The 18512-nt window shown below is 75.2% G+C and carries 15 protein-coding genes and 1 pseudogene; 10 read left to right on the forward strand and 6 right to left on the reverse strand.

All coding sequences use genetic code 11. From position 1 onward, the window contains the following. Nucleotides 1–97 precede the first annotated feature (97 nt). Both MT994_RS01405 and MT994_RS01410 read left to right on the forward strand, forming a co-directional pair. A complete protein-coding gene (locus MT994_RS01405; protein ID WP_354804782.1) occupies nucleotides 98–997 on the forward strand; it encodes a universal stress protein in 900 nt (299 codons plus the stop codon). A gap of 50 nt (nucleotides 998–1047) precedes the next feature. After that, the gene (locus MT994_RS01410) at nucleotides 1048–2067 is read left to right on the forward strand and encodes an arginase family protein (protein WP_354804783.1); all 1020 of its coding nucleotides are present in this window, start codon (nucleotides 1048–1050) and stop codon (nucleotides 2065–2067) included. Between the two features lie 117 nt (nucleotides 2068–2184). Here the strand turns inward: MT994_RS01410 and hutI are convergent, their stop codons facing one another. The 6 genes and pseudogenes from hutI to MT994_RS01440 form a co-directional block, all read right to left on the reverse strand. After that, nucleotides 2185–3480: an imidazolonepropionase gene (hutI, locus tag MT994_RS01415; RefSeq protein WP_354804784.1), complete on the reverse strand. Its 1296-nt coding sequence runs from the start codon at nucleotides 3478–3480 to the stop codon at nucleotides 2185–2187. After that, nucleotides 3477–5156, reverse strand: coding sequence for a urocanate hydratase (gene hutU / locus MT994_RS01420; protein ID WP_354804785.1), 1680 nt, complete (start codon nucleotides 5154–5156; stop codon nucleotides 3477–3479). The genes hutI and hutU overlap by 4 nt, the downstream gene beginning before the upstream one ends. 33 nt (nucleotides 5157–5189) lie before the next feature. Continuing rightward, nucleotides 5190–6803, reverse strand: coding sequence for a histidine ammonia-lyase (hutH, locus tag MT994_RS01425; protein ID WP_354804787.1), 1614 nt, complete (start codon nucleotides 6801–6803; stop codon nucleotides 5190–5192). Between the two features lie 365 nt (nucleotides 6804–7168). Then, nucleotides 7169–9553: an excinuclease ABC subunit UvrA gene (locus tag MT994_RS01430; protein WP_354804788.1), complete on the reverse strand. Its 2385-nt coding sequence runs from the start codon at nucleotides 9551–9553 to the stop codon at nucleotides 7169–7171. Nucleotides 9554–9790: 237 nt separating this feature from the next. Then, on the reverse strand, nucleotides 9791–10201 hold the full coding sequence (locus MT994_RS01435; RefSeq protein WP_031316030.1) for a VOC family protein: 411 nt from the start codon (nucleotides 10199–10201) through the stop codon (nucleotides 9791–9793). Nucleotides 10202–10439: 238 nt separating this feature from the next. Beyond that, nucleotides 10440–10790: pseudogene (locus MT994_RS01440) on the reverse strand (helix-turn-helix transcriptional regulator); the annotation flags it as partial. Nucleotides 10791–10824: 34 nt separating this feature from the next. On the opposite strand from MT994_RS01440, the gene MT994_RS01445 reads away from it, so the two are divergent. The 8 genes from MT994_RS01445 to MT994_RS01480 all read left to right on the forward strand — a co-directional run bounded on the left by MT994_RS01445 (nucleotide 10825) and on the right by MT994_RS01480 (nucleotide 18511). After that, nucleotides 10825–11625: an IclR family transcriptional regulator gene (locus tag MT994_RS01445; protein ID WP_354804790.1), complete on the forward strand. Its 801-nt coding sequence runs from the start codon at nucleotides 10825–10827 to the stop codon at nucleotides 11623–11625. A 162-nt stretch (nucleotides 11626–11787) separates the two neighbouring features. Then, entirely contained in the window at nucleotides 11788–12756 is a 969-nt protein-coding gene (locus MT994_RS01450; RefSeq protein ID WP_085387088.1) for a metal ABC transporter substrate-binding protein, read from the forward strand. Beyond that, complete coding sequence (locus MT994_RS01455; RefSeq protein ID WP_043658776.1) at nucleotides 12753–13517, forward strand: metal ABC transporter ATP-binding protein; 765 nt, start codon at nucleotides 12753–12755, stop codon at nucleotides 13515–13517. The genes MT994_RS01450 and MT994_RS01455 overlap by 4 nt, the downstream gene beginning before the upstream one ends. Then, on the forward strand, nucleotides 13514–14386 hold the full coding sequence (locus tag MT994_RS01460; RefSeq protein WP_061267940.1) for a metal ABC transporter permease: 873 nt from the start codon (nucleotides 13514–13516) through the stop codon (nucleotides 14384–14386). Before MT994_RS01455 ends, MT994_RS01460 begins: the two co-directional genes overlap by 4 nt. 134 nt (nucleotides 14387–14520) lie before the next feature. Continuing rightward, a complete protein-coding gene (locus MT994_RS01465; protein ID WP_043658772.1) occupies nucleotides 14521–15021 on the forward strand; it encodes a hypothetical protein in 501 nt (166 codons plus the stop codon). A 75-nt stretch (nucleotides 15022–15096) separates the two neighbouring features. After that, complete coding sequence (locus tag MT994_RS01470) at nucleotides 15097–16755, forward strand: phosphatase PAP2 family protein (protein ID WP_354804792.1); 1659 nt, start codon at nucleotides 15097–15099, stop codon at nucleotides 16753–16755. A 170-nt stretch (nucleotides 16756–16925) separates the two neighbouring features. Next, nucleotides 16926–17225, forward strand: coding sequence for a hypothetical protein (locus tag MT994_RS01475; protein WP_354804793.1), 300 nt, complete (start codon nucleotides 16926–16928; stop codon nucleotides 17223–17225). 194 nt (nucleotides 17226–17419) lie between these two features. Continuing rightward, the gene (locus MT994_RS01480; protein ID WP_083711540.1) at nucleotides 17420–18511 is read left to right on the forward strand and encodes an LLM class flavin-dependent oxidoreductase; all 1092 of its coding nucleotides are present in this window, start codon (nucleotides 17420–17422) and stop codon (nucleotides 18509–18511) included. Nucleotide 18512 lies beyond the last annotated feature (1 nt).

The following is an 18512-nucleotide window of genomic DNA, read 5'->3' on the forward strand; positions in this document are numbered from 1 at the left end:
CGCCGGGTGCGGCGGACCGCCCGCGCGCGGTATCCAGGAGGTGTGGCAGGTGGCGGGACGACCGCCACGAAGGGGACGACGGACCGAGGTGGTCATGGTGAGCGGATCGACGCAGCAGGTCGTGCTTGTCGGTGTGGACGGCAGCACGACGAGCGGCAAGGCCCTGGACTGGGCGGTGCACGAGGCGGCACGTCGGGGCGCGGAGCTGCGCGTGCTGCACGTCGCGTACGTGCCCGTCGTCGCGACGCCGTTCGTCGGCGGTGCGTACTACCCGAGCGTCGAGGAGCTCGGCGAGATCGCCGGCCCCATCCTCTCGGCCGCCGCCGAGCGCGCCGCGCGCGTGGACGCGTCGGTGCCCGTGCGGACGCTGCTGCGCTCCGGCCCGCCCTCGGAGGCGCTGCTCGACGAGGCCAAGGACGCGGACCTCGTCGTCGTGGGGTCGCGCGGGCTCGGGTCCGTCGGGTCGATGTTCTTCGGGTCCGTGGGGACCCGGCTGGCCGCCCGCGCGCCGGTGCCGGTCGTCGTGGTGCCGCCGTCCGTGGACCACGTGGAGCGCACGACCGACGTCGTGGTCGGCGTCGACGGGTCCGTGCACGGCGACGCCGCGCTCCGGTTCGCGCTCGACGAGGCCGCGCGCACGCGCTCCCGCGTCGTCGCGGTGTGCGCCTGGCGCCTGCCCGCCGGGCCGCTGTGGGAGGAGAACCCCGCGTTCTACACCGCCGCCGAGCGGGACGCGCGCGCCGAGGCGTCGCGCACCGTGGAGGCCGCGCTCGGGCGCGTGCGCACCGCGGAGCACGACGACGTCCTCGTCGAGACGTTCGTCGTCGACCGCGAGCCGTCCGTCGCCCTCCGGGAGGCCGCGGCGGGGGCCGCGCTGACCGTCGTCGGGTCGCGCGGCCGCGGCGACCTGCGCGGCATGCTCCTCGGCTCCGTGAGCCAGGAGGTGCTGCACCACGCGACGCACCCCGTCGCCGTCGTGCACGCGGCGCGCGACTAGGTGCTGCCCGCGTGGGGCGGGGCCGCCGTCGGGCCGCTAGCGTCGAGACCGTGAGCGACGACGCGCAGGCCCTCCCGCACGACCCCTCGTGGCCCCGGGCGGGCGACTGGCCCGGGCCGACGGGCGACGCCGTCGACGTCGCGCTGCTCGGCGTCCCGGCCTGGCGCACGTCGCTCTCGCCGACCGGCGCCCACGCGACACCCGCCGCGGTGCGCGCCGCGCTGCGCCGGTACAGCCCCGCGCTCGTCCCCGACCGCCCGCTGCCCGACGGCGGCCCCTCCGCCCGTGTGCGACCCGTCGCCGGCGTCGGTGCCCGAGGCCTCGGAGAGCGGGCCGATCCCGTCGACCTCGCCGAGCTCACGTTCGCCGACCTCGGCGACGTCGACGAGCCCGACGGCGCGGAGGGCGAGGCCCGGACGCGCGCGGCGGTCCGGACCGCGCTGGAGCGCGCACGGCTGCTCGTCGCGCTGGGCGGCGACAACTCCGTGACCGTCGCGACCGCGCTCGGCGCGTGGGGCGACGATCTCGCCACCGCGGGCCTCGTCACGCTCGACGCCCACCACGACCTGCGCGACGGCGTGTCCAACGGGTCACCGGTGCGGCGTCTGGTCGAGGCGGGGCTGGACCCGCGGCGGGTCGTGCAGATCGGCATCGCGGACTTCGCGAACTCCGCCGAGTACGCGCGCCGCGCCGTCGAGCTGGGGATCACCGTCGTGCACGTCGAGGAGCTGCGCCGGCGGGGGCCCGAGGAGGTGATGCGGGCGGCCATGGAGGTCGCGGGCGCCGCGGGCGGGCCGGTGCACCTCGACGTGGACGTCGACGTGTGCGACCGCTCCGTCGCCCCGGGCTGCCCCGCGAGCGTCCCGGGCGGGATCGCGGCGTGGGAGCTGCGCGCCCTCGTCCGGGCCGCGGCGCGCGACGACCGGCTCCGCTCCGCCGACGTCGTCGAGGTCGACGCGACGGCCGACGCCCCCGACGGCCGCACGGTCCGCCTCGCCGCCCTCTGCGTCCTGGAGCTCGCGGCAGGCCTCACCCTCCACCCGCCGACCCCGGAGCCGCTGCGGACGTAGGCGCCTCCGCCGAACAGGCGGTTCCGGCGGGTCCACCAGGTGGTCCTGGCACGACACGCGCCTTGGACGCACCAGGACCACCTGTTCGACGCCGGGTGGGTCAGGGGTGGGGGTGGGTCAGGGGTGGGGGTGGCCGGACCGCCACGTCTTCGCGATCAGGGGGACGCCCGGGCGGTAGGCGAGGTGGGTGCGGCTCGGGGCGTCGAGCAGCACGACGTCGGCCCGGGCGCCGGGGGCGAGGTGGCCGACGTCGTCCCGCCGCAGCGCGAGCGCGCCGCCCGCGGTCGCGGACCACACGGCCTCGGCGACGGTCATCCGCATCTCGCGGACCGCGAGCGCCACGCACAGCGGCATCGACGACGTGTAGCTCGACCCGGGGTTGCAGTCGCTCGCGAGCGCGACGACGGCCCCCGCGTCGAGGAGGCGTCGCGCGTCGGGGTAGGGCTGGCGCGTGGAGAACTCGACGCCCGGGAGCAGGGTCGCGACGGTCCCGGCGACCGCTCCCGACGTCCCGTCCGGCCGCGTCCCGCCGTCGGTCCACGAGCCGGCGAGCGCCGCGACATCGTCGTCGGTGAGGTACGTGCAGTGGTCCACCGCGGCGGCGCCCAGCCCGACGGCGAGGCGCACCCCCTCCCCCGGGGCGAGCTGGTTCGCGTGCACGCGCACGCCGAGCCCGGCGGCGGCCCCGGCCTCGAGCACGCGGCGCGACTGCTCGGGCGTGAACGCGCCGGTCTCGCAGAACACGTCGACCCACCGGGCGTGCGGCGCGCACATGGCGAGCATCTCCCCGCACACGAGGTCGACGTACGCGTCGGTCCGGCCGGCGAACTCCACCGGCACGACGTGCGCCCCGAGGAACGTCACCTCGGGCGTCACCTCGCGCGCGAGCCGCACGGACCGCTCCTCGTCCGCGACGGTGAGGCCGTAGCCGCTCTTCACCTCGACCGTGGTCGTGCCCTGGCGGGCCGCCTCGTCGAGGTGCCGGGCCAGCCCGGCGCGGAGCACGTCGTCGGACGCGGCGCGCGTCGCGGCCACGGTCGACCGGATGCCGCCCGCCTCGTACGGGCGCCCGGCCATGCGCGCCTCGAACTCGGCTGCGCGGTCGCCCGCGAACACGAGGTGGGTGTGCGAGTCGACGAACCCCGGGAGCACCGCGCGCCCGCCCGCGTCGACGGTCACGTCCGGCTCCCGTCCGTCCAGCGCCTGCCCGACGGCGTCCCGCGCCTCCCGGGCCGGGCCCGCCCAGGCGACCCGGCCGCCGTCGAGCAGCACGACGGCGTCCGTCACGAGGCCGGTCGGGTCGCCGTCGCGCGTGCCGGGGCCGCCCGGGGCGTTGGTCGTCAGCTCGCCGATGCCGGTGACGAGCGTCGACCCGGGCACCGAGGACGTGCCCGCCGCGCGTCGTCCCGTCACGGCGTCTCCCGCGCGGGGACGCGGAGCCCGCCGCGCTCGGCGGCGGCGACCGCGTCGTCGTACCCGGCGTCGACGTGGCGCAGCACCCCGAGGCCCGGGTCGTTCGACAGCACGCGCGCGAGCTTGGCCGCGGCGAGCGGCGTGCCGTCGGCGACGGACACCTGGCCCGCGTGGATCGAGCGGCCCATGCCGACGCCGCCGCCCTGGTGGATCGAGACCCACGTCGCGCCCGACGACGTGGCCGTGAGCGCGTTGAGCAGCGGCCAGTCGGCGATCGCGTCGGAGCCGTCGGCCATGGCCTCCGTCTCGCGGTACGGGGACGCGACCGACCCGGCGTCGAGGTGGTCGCGGCCGATGACGACCGGAGCGCGCACCACGCCCGAGGCGACGAGGTCGTTGAACGCGAGGCCCGCGCGGTCGCGCTCGCCGTGCCCGAGCCAGCAGATGCGCGCGGGCAGGCCCTGGAACGCGACGCGCTCCTGGGCGGCGCGGATCCAGCGGTGGAGGTGGTCGTCGTCGAACAGGTCGAGCACGGCGGCGTCGGTCGCGGCGATGTCGCGCGGGTCGCCCGAGAGCGCGGCCCACCGGAACGGGCCCTTGCCCTGCGCGAACAGCGGCCGGATGTACGCGGGCACGAACCCCGGGAAGTCGAACGCCCGGTCGTACCCGCCGCGGCGCGCCTCGTCGCGGATCGAGTTGCCGTAGTCGAACACCTCGGCGCCCGCGTCGAGGAACCCGACCATCCCTTCCACGTGCCGGGCCATGGACTCGCGCGCGCGGTCGGTGAGCTCGTCGGGCTTCGCGGCGGCGTAGTCCGCCCAGTCCGCGAGGTCCACCCCGACCGGCAGGTAGGACAACGGGTCGTGCGCCGACGTCTGGTCCGTGACGACGTCGACCTCGACCCCGCGTCGCAGCAGCTCCGGCACGACCGTCGCGCTGTTCCCCTCGACCCCCACCGACAGCGCCCGGCGCTCGCGCCGCGCGTCCTCCACGAGCCGGACCGCGGCGTCGAGGTCGTCGGCGACGACGTCGAGGTACCGCTCGCGCACGCGCCGGTCGAGGCGCGACCGGTCGACGTCGACCACGAGGCACGCGCCGCCGTTGAGCGTCACCGCGAGCGGCTGCGCGCCGCCCATGCCGCCGCACCCGCCGGTGAGCGTGAGCGTCCCGGCGAGCGAGCCCCCGAACCGCTTCGCGGCGACCGCGGCGAGCGTCTCGTACGTGCCCTGGAGGATGCCCTGCGCGCCGATGTAGATCCACGACCCCGCGGTCATCTGCCCGTACATCGTCAGGCCCATCGCCTCGAGCCGGCGGAACTCGGGCCACGTCGCCCAGTCCCCCACGAGGTTGCTGTTCGCGAGCAGCACGCGCGGCGCCCACTCGTGCGTCCGCAGCACCCCGACCGGCTTGCCCGACTGCACGAGGAGCGTCTCGTCGTCCGCGAGCGTCGTGAGCGTGCGGACGATCGCGTGGAAGCTCGGCCAGTCGCGTGCCGCCCGGCCGGTGCCGCCGTAGACGACGAGGTCGTCGGGCCGCTCCGCGACCTCCGGGTCGAGGTTGTTCATGAGCATCCGCAGCGGCGCCTCCGTCTGCCAGGAGCGCGCGGTGAGGGTCGTGCCGCGCGGGGCGCGGACGGGGACGGGCGTGCCGAGACGGTGGGTCGGCTCGTGGGTCATGGTCGTCTCGCTCCTTCGGGGTCGGGCGGGAGGTCAGGCCAGGTGCCCGACGGCGGCGCTCGCCGCCGCGGTCACGGCGCCCGTCGCGACGAGGTGGGTCACGGCCTCGATCTCGGGCGCGAGGTAGCGGTCCGGTCCGGGGCCCGCGGCGGCCGTGCGCACGAGGTCGCGCACGGCGCCGGTCCCCCGCGCGGGGTGCAGGGACCCGGCGTCGCAGCGGAGGTCGAGGGCGCGCGTCGCGGTGAGCAGCTCGATCGCGAGGACGCGGCCCAGCCCGTCGACGGCGCGGCGGAGCTTGCGCGCCCCGGCCCAGCCCATGGACACGTGGTCCTCCTGCATGGCCGAGGACGGGATCGAGTCGACGCTCGACGGCACCGCGAGCCGCTTGAGCTCCGAGACGATCCCCGCCGCCGTGTACTGCGCGATCATCAGCCCGGAGCCGACGCCGGGGTCGTCGGCGAGGAACGGCGGCAGGCCCTCGTTGCGGGCCTTGTCGAGGAACCGGTCCGTGCGGCGCTCGCTCATGCTCGCGACGTCGGCCGCGGCGATCGCGAGGAAGTCGAGCACGTACGCGACCGGGGCCCCGTGGAAGTTGCCGTTCGACTCGACGCGCCCGTCCACGGTGACGACCGGGTTGTCGATCGCCGCCGCGAGCTCCCGGCGCGCGACGGCGGTCGCGTGGTCGAGCGTGTCGCGCGCGGCGCCGTGCACCTGGGGCGCGCACCGCAGCGAGTACGCGTCCTGCACCCGCGTGCACTCGGGCCGGCCGTCGGCGTCGAGCGTGCGGTGGCTCGCCACGACGGGCGAGCCGTCGAGCAGCGCGCGCAGGTTCGCGGCCGACGCCGCCTGGCCGGGATGCGGCCGCATCGCCACGAGGTCGGCCGCGAACGGCGCGTCCGAGCCGAGCAGCGCCTCGACGCTCGCCGCGGCCGCGACGTCGGCCGTCGTGAGCAGGGACCGCAGGTCGTGCAGCGCGAGCGCGAGCATGCCGAGCATGCCGTCCGTGCCGTTGATGAGCGCGAGGCCCTCCTTCTCCCGCAGCGCGAGCGGCGCGATCCCGGCCGCGGCGAGCGCGTCGGCAGCGGGCACGACGGCTCCCGTCGCGTCCCGGACCTCGCCCTCGCCGAGCGCCGCGAGCGCCACGTGGGCCAGCGGCGCGAGGTCGCCCGAACAGCCGAGCGAGCCGAACTCCCGCACCACCGGGGTGATCCCGGCGTCGAGCATCGCGGCGTACGTCTGCGCGACGACGGGGCGCGCCCCGGTCCGCCCGGTCGCCAGGGTCGCGAGCCGCAGGAGCTGGAGCGCCCGCACGACCTCGCGCTCGACCTCCGGCCCCGACCCCGCCGCGTGCGACCGCACGAGGCTCAGCTGGAGCTGCGCGCGCCGCTCGACCGGGATGTGCCGCCGTGCGAGCGCCCCGAACCCGGTCGAGACGCCGTAGTGCGGGCGGTCGTCGTCCGCGAGCCCCTCGACGACGGCGCGGCTCCCCGCCATCGCCTCGACCGCCGCGTCGGCGAGCCGGACGCGCGCGCCGTGCCGCGCGACGTCGACCACGTCGTCGATCGTCAGCGGACCGTCGCCCACGACGACGACGCGCGCGGCGCGGGCCGGGTCGGAGACGGCCGGGGAGTGCGTCGTCGCTGTCATGCCCCCAGAACACACCGCGCCCCGACGCGCCGGGAGCCCGAGGCGATCGGTTCCGTCTGGGATTTCAGACTGCGGTGAGCGCGGGAGCCCATCGAGAGGACTGCGGGCCACCGGAGCACGCCTTCCCGCGTCAGGCACCGCTCAGCCCGGTCGCGCACGCCAGTCGTCCGGTAGCTGGAGGGGGGCACCACGCGCCCCCTGCTGCCAAAGAGAACCAGCCCGTGACCGACGAGGTCGGGCAGAGGGGCTGGCCGTGTTGATGACAACCTACGGCAACGGGCCGCCATACTCGACGGGCCGCTCGTCGAGCACGGGGTTGCTGTCGTGATGGGCGCGTTCACGACAGCAACCTCGTGCTCGGCGGGTCAGGCGTTCACGTAGGTCGCTAGGTGCTCGGCCGTGAGGGTGGACCTCGCCGCCACGAGGTCGGCCGGGGTGCCCTCGAAGACGACGCGACCGCCGTCGTGCCCGGCGCCGGGGCCGAGGTCGATGATCCAGTCCGCGTGCGCCATGACCGCCTGGTGGTGCTCGATGACGATGACGGACTTGCCCGCGTCGACGATCCGGTCGAGGAGCCCGAGGAGGTTCTGCACGTCGGCGAGGTGGAGGCCGGTCGTCGGCTCGTCGAGCACGATCACGCCGCCCTTGTCGCCGAGGTGGGTCGCGAGCTTGAGGCGCTGGCGCTCGCCGCCGGACAGCGTCGTGAGGGGCTGGCCGAGGCTCACGTACCCGAGGCCGACGTCGTCGAGGCGCTCGAGGATCGCCGCGGCGGCCGGCACCTTGCCCTCGCCGGACGAGAAGAACGCGCGCGCCTTCGCGACCGGGAGGTCGAGCACGTCGGCGATGTTCAGCCCGCCGAGCGTGTAGTCGAGCACCGCGGCCTGGAACCGGCGTCCGCCGCAGTCCTCGCACGGGGTCGAGACGGTCTCCATGAAGCCGAGCTCGGTGTAGATGACGCCCGCGCCCTTGCACTCGGGGCACGCACCCTCGGAGTTCGCGCTGAACAGGGCGGGCTTGACGCCGTTCGCCTTGGCGAAGGCCTTGCGGATCGGCTCCAGCAGACCCGTGTAGGTGGCGGGGTTGCTGCGGCGCGACCCCCGCACCGCGCTCTGGTCGATCGTCACGACGCCCTCGCGCCGCGACACCGACCCCTCGACGAGCGAGCTCTTGCCCGACCCGGCCACCCCGGTCAGCACGACGAGCACCCCGAGCGGGATGTCGACGTCCACGCCCTGCAGGTTGTGCGCGTCCGCGCCGCGGATCTCCAGCGCGCCCGACGGCGAGCGCACCTCCTCCTTGAGCGTCGCGCGGTCGTCGAGGTGGCGCCCGGTGACGGTGTCGCTCGCGCGCAGCCCCTCGACCGTGCCCTCGAACGTCACCCGGCCGCCGGCCGTGCCCGCACCCGGGCCGAGGTCGACGACGTGGTCCGCGATCACGATCGTCTCCGGCTTGTGCTCGACGACGAGGACCGTGTTGCCCTTGTCGCGCAGCTGGAGCAGGAGGCCGTTCATGCGGTCGATGTCGTGCGGGTGCAGGCCGATGGTCGGCTCGTCGAAGACGTAGGTGACGTCGGTGAGCGACGACCCGAGGTGGCGCAGCATCTTGATGCGCTGCGACTCACCGCCCGAGAGCGTGCCCGACGGCCGGTCGAGGCTGAGGTAGCCCAGCCCGAGCTCGACGAACGACGCGAGGTTCTCACCGAGGGCGTTGACGACGGGCGCCATGTGCGGGTCGTCCAGGTCGCGGATCCACGCGGCGAGGTCGGTGATCTGCATCGCGCACAGGTCCGCGATGTTGACCCCGCGGATCTTCGACGAGCGCGCCGACTCGGACAAGCGCGTGCCACCGCAGTCGGGGCACGGCGCGAACGTCGCCGCGCGCTCGACGAACGCGCGGACGTGCGGCTGGAGCGAGTCGACGTCCTTGGAGAACATCGACTTCTGGATCTTGGGGATCAGGCCCTCGTAGGTGACGTTGATCCCCATCGCCTTGATCTTGGTGGGCTCCTTGTAGAGGAAGTCCTGCATCTGCTGGTCGGTGAACTCGCGGATGGGCCGGTCGCCCGGGAAGAACCCCGACTCGGCGAACCCGCGCACCATCCACCCGTCGGCGGTGTACCCCGGGACCTTGATCGCGCCGTCGCGCAGCGACTTGGAGTCGTCGAAGATCTCCGTGAGGTCGAGGTCCGAGACCGCGCCGCGCCCCTCGCACCGCGGGCACATGCCGCCGTGGTAGATCGCGTTGCGGACGATCGTCTTCTCGCCGGTGGCCGACGTCATGATGCCGCTCGCCTTGCGCGCGGGGATGTTGAAGGAGAACGCCGTGGGCGGGCCGACCTGCGGCTCGCCGAACCGGCTGAACAGCACCCGCAGGATCGCGTTCGCGTCGGTCACCGTGCCGACCGTGGAGCGCGGGTTGGCGCCCAGGCGCTCCTGGTCCACGACGATCGCCGTCGTGAGCCCTTCGAGGACGTCGACGTCGGGGCGGTCCAGCGTGGGCATGAAGCCCTGGAGGAACGCCGGGTAGGTCTCGTTGATGAGGCGCTGCGACTCGGCCGCGACGGTGTCGAACACGAGCGAGCTCTTGCCCGACCCGGAGACGCCCGTGAACACCGTGAGGCGCCGCTTGGGGATCTCGACGCTCACGTCCTGCAGGTTGTTCGCCCGCGCCCCCTGGACCCGGATGACGTCGTGCGCGTCGGGGTCCTGGCGCTCCGAGGTCGGGGTTCCGGTCGTCGTGGCCGTGCTCATGCGTGTCTCCTCGTCGTCGAGCCTCGTCGCGCGGTCGGAGGACCGGTCGACGGCGCCGACCGCCCGCTCCCGGCAGCCCGGGAAGAGTCTGCCGGAGAGCCGGACGGTCGGCGCGTGGATGGGTGCGGTGCGTGGACGTCCCGGGGTGAGGACCGGCCGGGCGGTCGGGACTCATCGCGCCGTGCACGACGGCGGCGCGGGACCGGGCGGTCAGGCGGGACCGCGGCGGTGCGGAGGTCAGGAGCGCTGCTGGATGCGGATCTCGTTGCCCGCCGGGTCGCGGAAGGCGCAGTCGCGCACGCCGTAGGGCTGGTCGATCGGCTCCTGCACGACCTCCGCCCCCGCGGCCTCGATCCGGGCGAACGTCTCGTCGACGTCGGGCGTCGCGAGGTTGACGCCGAAGTACGCGCCCTTGGCCACGATCTCCAGGAGGGCGCGCTTGTCGTCGTCGTTGAGGCCCGGGGTCGCGGCCGGCGGGTGCAGCACGATCGCGGTGTCCGGCTGGTCGGCGGGGCCCACGGTGATCCACCGCATCCCCTCGTAGCCGACGTCGTTGCGGACCTCGAAGCCGAGCACGTCGCGGTAGAACGCGAGCGACGCGTCGGGGTCGGTCTGGGGCAGGAAGCTGGAGTTGATGGTGAGGTTCATGAGAACGACGCTAGGACCGCCGTCCGGCCTGCGCTTCTCGATTCCTGACCGGTCGCGTGACGCGCCGCGCGACGCACGCCGGCAGCCCGTCCAGCCGCTCCGCGCCGGGGACGGCGCCCGCCTCGGCGGCGGACGCGGCGCCCGACGCGGTGCCCGGTGCAGCACCGTGCGCGGTGCCCGGTGCCGCCGCCGCGGCCGTTCGCGACTCCGCGGGAGCTGGAGACCCGGCGTCGGACTCGGCCGCGCGCCGTCGGTACACGCTCGGCGGCACGCCGACGAGCTCGGTGAAGCGCGTGCTGAACGTCCCCAGGGACGAGCACCCCACCGCGAAGCACACGTCCGTGACGCTCAGGTCGCCGCGACGCAGCAGCGCCTTCGCGCGCTCGATCCGCCGCGTCATGAGATACGCGTACACCGACTCCCCGTACGCCGCCTTGAACTCGCGGCTGAGGTGCCCGGCCGACACGTGGACGCCGGCCGCGAGCGCCGTGACGTCGAGCGGCTGCGCGTACTCGCGGTCGATCCGGTCGCGCACGCGTCGCAGGCGCGCGAGGTCGCGCAGGCGCTGGTCGTCGGGCGTCGTCGTCACGCCTCGATCGTGCCACGGGCCTACCGTGGCCTCCATGCCGAGCGACGTCCCCGCCGCGCGCCAGGCCGTGCGCGTGCTCACGTTCCTCGCCGCGCAGGCGGGCCCGTCGCCCGCGGCCGCCGTCGCGCAGGGCCTCGGGCTGCCCCGCTCGACCGTCTACCACCTGCTGTCCGTCCTCGTCGACGAGGGGTTCGTGACCCACCTCCCCGAGGAGCACCGCTACGGGCTCGGGACGGCGTCGCTCGCGCTCGGGTCGGCGTACGCGCGGCAGGCGCCCCTCGCGCGGCTCGCGCGGCCCGTCGTCGCGCGCCTCGTCGAGTCGACCGGCGAGAGCGCGCACCTCGCCGTCCTCAACGGGCGCGAGGTCCTCTACCTCGTCGAGCAGCGCGCGCCGCGCCGCCCCACGCTCGTGACCGACGTCGACGTGCGCCTCCCCGCGCACCTCACCGCGAGCGGGCGCGCCGTCCTCGCCGGCCTCCCCGCGGCCCAGGTCCGCGCCCTCTTCCCCGGCGCCGCGGCGTTCGCCGACCGCACCGGCGTCGGGCCGCAGACCCTCGGCGCCCTGCGCGAGGTGCTGCGCGGCGTCCGACGGCGCGGCTGGGCCGAGGAGGACGGCGAGGTCACCCCGGGCCTCGCGTCCGTCGCGCACGCGGCCGTCGACCACACCGCGCTCCCCGTCGCCGGCATCGCCCTCACCTTCTGGGCCGACGACGCCCCGCCCGTCCGCCGCGCGGAGCTCGCCGCCGCCGTCGGGCGCGCCGCGGCCGAGGTGAGCCGCCGCCTGGGCGCCCGCACCCCTCCGACCCGCCCGGCGGGCCCGACCGCCCCGAGGTAGAGCTCTGGTCTGCCGAGGTAGAGCCCTGGTCTCTTCCCTCGCTGAACCAGGGCTCTACCTCGCGGGACCTGGGCTCTACCTCGCGGGACCTGGGCTCTGCCTCGGCGGACCGAAGTGGAAGCGGCGTTGCGTGCGGCCGACGTGCCGACTAGATTTTTCGGTATGCCGAACTTTTCGACGCGGAAGTCCGCATCCCGCGCTGCCGCAGCCGTCGCGGTTCTCGCCGCAGCGACGCTGAGCGGCTGCTCGAGCGCCACGGACGCGGGGGCGACCCCGCCCGACGACGGCCGGCCCGTCGTGCTCACGACGTTCACCGTGCTCGCCGACATGGCGGAGAACGTGGCGGGCGACCACCTGCGCGTCGAGTCGATCACGAAGGTCGGGGCGGAGATCCACGGCTACGAGCCGACGCCCGGCGACGTCCGCAGGGCGGCGGACGCCGACCTCATCCTCGACAACGGCATGGGGCTCGAGGCGTGGTTCGGGCGGTTCGTCGACGGGCTCGACGTGCCGCACGTCGTCGTGAGCGAGGGCGTCGAACCCATCGCGCTGGGCGACGACACCGCCGAGGAGTACCAGGGCAAGGAGAACCCGCACGCCTGGATGTCGCCGGTGAACGCGCAGGTCTACGTGCAGAACATGGCCGACGCGTTCGCGGAGCTCGACCCGGCGCACGCCGACGACTACGCGGCGAACGCCGCGGCCTACTCCGCCGAGCTCGCCGCCGTGCACGACGAGCTCACGACGGCGCTCGACGCGCTGCCCGAGGGCCACCGCGCGCTGGTCACGTGCGAGGGCGCGTTCCCGTACCTCGCGCGCGACGCCGGGCTCGCGGAGAAGTACCTGTGGGCGGTCAACGCCGAGCAGCAGGCGACGCCGCAGTCGGTCGTCGGCGCCATCGAGTTCGTCGAGCAGCACGACGTCCCGGCCGTGTTCTGCGAGTCCACCGTCTCCGACGACGCGATGCAGCAGGTCGCGCGCGAGTCCGGCGCGGCCTTCGGCGGGACGCTCTACGTCGACTCCCTGTCGGCGCCCGACGGCCCCGTGCCGACCTACCTCGACCTCCTGCGCCACGACACCGAGACCATCGTCGCGGGCCTCACAGGCACCACCGCGGGCGGTGACGCGTGAGCGCGGGCGGGCGGGCGCCGTCGGGCACGCCCGCGATCGACGTGCGCGACCTCACCGTCCACTACGGCGACGTCCTCGCGCTCGACGGCGCGACGCTCGCCCTGGGGTCCTCGCACGGGCCGGGGACGGTGTGCGGGCTCGTGGGCATGAACGGCTCGGGCAAGTCGACGCTGTTCAAGGCGGTCATGGGCATGGTCCGGCCGGACCGCGGCACCGTCCTGGTCGACGGCGCACCCCCCGCGCGCGCCCGGCGCGCCCAGGCGGTGGGGTACGTGCCGCAGAGCGAGGACGTCGACTGGGCGTTCCCGCTGAGCGTGCGCGACGTCGTCATGACGGGCCGCTACGGCTACCAGGGCTTCACGCGGCGCAGGCGGCCCGCGGACCGGGAGGCGGTCGAGCACGCGCTCGCGCGCGTCGAGCTCACCGACCTCGCCGACCGGCAGATCGGCGCGCTCTCGGGCGGGCAGCGCAAGCGCGCGTTCGTCGCCCGGGGGCTCGCGCAGGGCGCGACCATCCTCCTGCTCGACGAGCCGTTCGCCGGCGTGGACAAGCGCACGGAGGCGACGATCACCACGCTGCTGCGCGAGCTCGCGGCCGGCGGGGCGACCGTCCTCGTCTCGACCCACGACCTGCACGCGCTGCCCGAGCTCGCCGACGAGGCGGTGCTCCTCCACCGCCGCGTGCTGCTGCACTCGACGCCAGCGGAGGTCCTGCGGCCTGAGAACCTCGCGCTCGCGTTCGGCGTGGAGGTCGCCCCGTGACCGACCTCCTCGCCACGCTCCTGGAACCCCTGTCGTTCGAGTTCCTGCGCACCGCGCTCGCCGTCACCGTGACCGCCGGGATCGTGTGCGGCGTCCTGTCGTGCTGGCTCGTGCTCGTGGGCTGGTCCCTCATGGGCGACGCCGTCTCGCACGCCGTGCTGCCCGGCGTCGTGCTCGCGTACGTGGTGGGGGCGCCGTTCGCGCTCGGCGCGCTCGTCTTCGGGCTGCTCGCGGTGCTGCTCATCGGCGCGGTGCGCGACACGTCGCGCGTCAAGGAGGACGCCGCGATCGGGGTCGTGTTCACGACGCTCTTCGCGCTCGGGCTCGTCCTCATCTCCGTGACGCCGAGCCAGACGGACCTCAACCACATCCTGTTCGGCAACCTGCTCGGGGTGTCGCGCGCGGACCTGCTCCAGGTGCTGGCGCTCGGCGCGGTGACGCTCGCGGTCGTCGTGCTCAAGCGCCGCGACCTCACGCTCTACGCGTTCGACCCGACGCACGCGCACGCGATCGGGCTCTCGCCCCGGCGGCTCGGCGCGCTGCTGCTCGGCCTGCTCGCGCTGACGGTCGTCGTCGCGCTCCAGGCCGTCGGCGTGGTCCTCGTGGTCGCGCTGCTCATCACGCCCGGCGCGACGGCGTACCTCCTCACCGACCGCTTCTCGCGGATGCTGTGGATCTCGCCGCTCGTCGCGGCGGTGTGCGGGGTCGTGGGCATCTACGTCAGCTACTACCTCGACACGGCGTCGGGCGGGACGGTCGTCGTCGCGCTGGGCGTGGCGTTCGCGCTCGCGTACCTGTTCAGCCCGCGGCACGGGCTCGTCGGGACGCGGGTCGCGGCCGCCCGACGCCGTCGGCTCGCGCGCGTCTGACCGTCCGCTCCGGCGGCCCGGAACCCGGTCCGGGCCGCCGGACCACGCCTCCTGCGTGCGCTGTGTGCGAAATCTCCATGAATTCGCCCTCGATTCCCTGGTGCTTCTCAGGTTCGCCCGGGAGACTTGTCGCCATGTCAGCGAGGACGAGCGAGCCCACGACGCCGCAGCGCACGCGCACGTCTGCCCGGTTCGCCGCGGCGAGCCTGCTCGCGCTGTCCATGATGCTGCCGATGTGCTCGACGGCGAGCGCCGCCGAGGTCCAGCAGCTCATCGCCGACGCGCAGGTCCAGACGGAGACCATCGGGAACGACCTCGACCGCGTGCACGCCCAGCTCCCCGCCCTGCACCCCGTGCTCCGCAACGACGTGCTCGACGCCGTCGAGTCGGTCGAGGCGGCGACGGACGAGGCCCGCTCCGCGCTCGAGCGCGCGACCGACGACGACGAGGCGGCCGACGGTCGCGCCGCCGTCGCGCTCGCCGACGCGCAGGTCGCGCTCGACGCGGCGTCCGCCCAGCTCCGCTATGTGACGGACCTCGCGCACGACGCGGGCGAGGGCGTGGCCGTCGCGCTGGAGCGCCTGCAGGCGCACATCGACACGCTCCGCGGCGAGACGAGCCGCGCGGGGGCCTGAGCCGACCACCTGGCTCACGCGGGCCCGGAGCGCCGTCGCCGCGCGGTCCTCGACCGCCCTTCCTACGATGGCGAGATGCCTCGTGTCACCGGGATCGTCAAGCCGCACGAGGCGCTCCCCGGCGTCGCCCGCCTCGACCGCGCGGTGAACCGCTGGACGAACCGCCGCGCGCTGGGGGCCGCGGCCGACACCGCGCTCTCCCGGCTCTCGACGTGGGCCGACCACAGCGTGCTGTGGGCCGGGGCCGCCGTCGGGATCGCCGCCACCGGGCGGCGCGGGCGCGACGCCGCCCTGCGCGGCTACGGCTCGCTGCTCGTGTCGAGCGTCCTCGCGAACGTCGTCGGCAAGACCGTGTTCGGGGGCGTGCGCCCGTCGCTCGACGGCCTCCCGCTGTGGCGGCGCGTGGCGGACCCCCCGACGTCGCCCTCGTTCCCGTCGGGCCACTCGGCGTCGGCCGCCGCGTTCGTCACGGGCGTCGCGATCGAGTGGCCGACGGTCGGGCTGGCGCTCACGCCGCTCGCCGGGGCCGTCCTGTACTCGCGTCTGCACACGGGCTCGCACTGGTTCTCGGACGTCGCCGCGGGGGCGGCGCTGGGCGTCGGGGTCGCGCTCGCGAGTCGGGTGCTCGTCCCCGGCCGGGCCGAGCAGCGCCCCGACGTCCCGGCGGGGCCGCCCGCGGACGTCCCCGCGCTCGACGACGGCGCGGGCCTCTTCGTCGTCGTCAACCCGGCGGCGGGCTCGGGCCGGCTGCTCAAGGAGGACCCGCTCGCGGCGGTCCGCGACGGGCTCCCCCGCGCCGACGTCCACGTGCTCGCCGAGGGCGACGACCTGCGCCGTCTGTACGACGACGCCGTCGCGCGGGGCGCCCGCGCGCTCGGCATCAGCGGTGGCGACGGCACGGTGTCGACCGCGGCCGCGGCGGCGCGCGCGCACGACCTCCCGCTCGCCGTGCTCCCCGGCGGCACCCTCAACCACTTCGCGCGCGCGGCCGACCTCACGTCGATGCGCGCGACGATCGAGGCGGTGCGGACGGGCTCGGGCGTGACGATCGACGTCGCGGACCTCGAGGTCGACGGGGTCGACGGACCGCCCCGCACCGTGCTCAACACCTTCTCGGCCGGCGTCTACCCGGAGCTCGTCACCGAGCGCGAGAAGCACGAGCACCGGCTCGGCAAGTGGCCGGCGGCCGTCCTCGCGGCGGCGCGGGTGCTGCGGCGCGCGCACCGGGTGCGCATGGAGGTGGACGGGCACGAGGGCGAGTACTGGTCGCTGTTCGCGGGCGTCAACCGCTACTACCCGCAGAGCCTCGCGCCGGTCGAGCGGCACCGCCTCGACGACGGCGTGCTCGACGTCCGCACGGCCCGGGCCGAGCGGCGCGCGAGCCGGCTGCGCACGTTCCTCGAGGTCGCGGCGGGCGACGCGGGGACCCGCGTCGCGCGGCGCGTGCCCGGGGTGCGGGGTCACCTCGTGGTCGACGCGACGTCCGTCCCGGCCCTGGAGCTCCGCTTCCCCGCGCGCGGCGCGGTCGTCGGGCCCGACGGCGAGGCCGTCACGACGGACCGCTCCCCCGACGCCGAGCACGGGCACCCCGGGTCGCCGCCCGTGGTGCTCGCGCACGACGGCGAGACGCTCTCGCTCGACGACGTCGCCCCCACCGGGCCGGTCACCGTCCGTCTCACCATGCGGCGCGGAGCGCTGCGTCTCTACGCCCCGAGCGACCCGACGGCGGGTTGATCCGCCCGGCCTGTCCGGTATGTCCCGTGTTCACGGCACCCGGGGAGAACTCCCCCTGTTCACGCACAGGCGTCATGCCCCACAATGAGCCCCGCAGTCGCGCGGACGGCACCCCGTCCGCGCCCCGTCCGGACTCGACCACGTCGGCCCCACCAGAAAGCAGAAGAACCATGGCCCAGCAGTACCCCGCCGCCCCGCAGGCCCCCGCCGGCTACTCGGCCCCGATCGAGGACCCGGGCAAGACCCTCGGCATCGTCGGCTTCGTCCTCGCGTTCGTCTTCGCGGTCGCGGGCATCGTCGTCAGCGCGATCGCGCGCAAGAAGAGCAAGGAGGCGGGCTTCGACAACCAGCTCGCCAAGTGGGGTCTCATCCTCAGCATCATCTTCACCGTGCTCGGCGCCATCGGCTTCGTCATCTACATCGTCGCCATCGCAGCGCTCGTCGCGAACGGCGACGTCGCGACGTACTGACGTCCCCGCCGGCCCGCCGGCGCGGCACCGACGGCCGCCGTCCCACCCGGGGCGGCGGCCGTCGTCGTCCCTGCCGGCCGCCCGCGGACGGGTCGCGGAAGATCCGCGGACCGGGCACGGTTGAGACGCGCACGACCGCGCCACCGGTGAGAGCACCGGTCCCCCCGACGGTCGCCCGACCGCAGGAGCAGATCATGACCGACGAGACGACCTCCCCGATCCCCACCGAGAGCGCGACGGCCGAACCGGACCCCGCGACGGTCGAGCTCGGGCTCGACACCTTCGGCGACGTGACCGCCGGGCCGGACGGCGTGCTGCTCAGCGGGGCGCGCACGATCCGCGACGTCGTCGAGGAGGCGGAGCTCGCGGACCAGGTCGGCGTCGACTTCTTCGGCGTCGGGGAGCACCACCGCGCGGACTTCGCCATCAGCGCGCCCGAGGTGGTGCTCGCCGGGATCGCGACGCGGACGTCGCGCATCCGCCTCGGCTCCGCGGTGACCGTGCTCAGCTCCGACGACCCGGTGCGCGTCTTCGAGCGGTTCTCCACGCTGGACGCGCTGTCCGGCGGGCGTGCGGAGGTCATCCTGGGGCGCGGGTCGTTCATCGAGTCGTTCCCGCTGTTCGGCTACGACCTCGCCGACTACGAGGTGCTGTTCGAGGAGAAGCTCGACCTGTTCGTCCACCTGCTCGACGAGGGCCCGGTCACGTGGTCGGGCACGACGCGCGCCGGGCTCGCCGACCAGGAGGTCTGGCCCAAGACCGAGAGCGGGCGCCTGCGCACGTGGGTCGGGGTCGGCGGCTCGCCCGAGTCGGTCGTGCGGACCGCGCGGCACGGGCTGGGCCTCATGCTCGCGATCATCGGCGGCGAGCCCGAGCGGTTCCGCCCCTACGTGGACCTCTACCACCGCGCGGTCGAGGAGCTCGGCACCCCGGTGCTGCCGATCGGCGTGCACTCGCCCGGCCACGTCGCCGAGACCGACGAGCAGGCGCAGGAAGAGGTCTACGAGCACTTCGCGGCGATGAACAACCGGATCGGGCGCGAGCGCGGCTGGCCCGCGTACCACCGCGGGCGGTTCGCCCACGACGTGCGCGACGGCTCGCTCTACGTCGGCTCGCCCGAGACCGTGGCCCGCAAGATCGCCCGCACCGTCCGCCTCCTGGGCGCGGGCCGGTTCGACCTCAAGTACTCGACCGGCACGCTCCCCCACTCGACGATGCTGCGCAGCATCGAGCTGTACGGCACCCAGGTGATCCCCCGCGTCCGCGAGCTCCTCGCGGAGCACTGAC

Source organism: Cellulosimicrobium sp. MI9406 (genome assembly GCF_040595865.1).
GTDB classification, from domain to species: Bacteria; Actinomycetota; Actinomycetes; order Actinomycetales; family Cellulomonadaceae; genus Cellulosimicrobium; species Cellulosimicrobium funkei.

Excerpts from the sequence above, each read along its gene's own strand:
- hutU (WP_354804785.1), bottom strand. The coding sequence starts at position 5,156 with ATGACCCACGAGCCGACCCACCGTCTCGGCACGCCCGTCCCCGTCCGC.
- hutH (WP_354804787.1), bottom strand. The coding sequence starts at position 6,803 with ATGACAGCGACGACGCACTCCCCGGCCGTCTCCGACCCGGCCCGCGCC.
- MT994_RS01430 (WP_354804788.1), bottom strand. The coding sequence starts at position 9,553 with ATGAGCACGGCCACGACGACCGGAACCCCGACCTCGGAGCGCCAGGAC.
- MT994_RS01435 (WP_031316030.1), bottom strand. The coding sequence starts at position 10,201 with ATGAACCTCACCATCAACTCCAGCTTCCTGCCCCAGACCGACCCCGAC.
- MT994_RS01445 (WP_354804790.1), top strand. The coding sequence starts at position 10,825 with ATGCCGAGCGACGTCCCCGCCGCGCGCCAGGCCGTGCGCGTGCTCACG.
- MT994_RS01450 (WP_085387088.1), top strand. The coding sequence starts at position 11,788 with ATGCCGAACTTTTCGACGCGGAAGTCCGCATCCCGCGCTGCCGCAGCC.
- MT994_RS01465 (WP_043658772.1), top strand. The coding sequence starts at position 14,521 with ATGTCAGCGAGGACGAGCGAGCCCACGACGCCGCAGCGCACGCGCACG.
- MT994_RS01470 (WP_354804792.1), top strand. The coding sequence starts at position 15,097 with ATGCCTCGTGTCACCGGGATCGTCAAGCCGCACGAGGCGCTCCCCGGC.
- MT994_RS01475 (WP_354804793.1), top strand. The coding sequence starts at position 16,926 with ATGGCCCAGCAGTACCCCGCCGCCCCGCAGGCCCCCGCCGGCTACTCG.
- MT994_RS01480 (WP_083711540.1), top strand. The coding sequence starts at position 17,420 with ATGACCGACGAGACGACCTCCCCGATCCCCACCGAGAGCGCGACGGCC.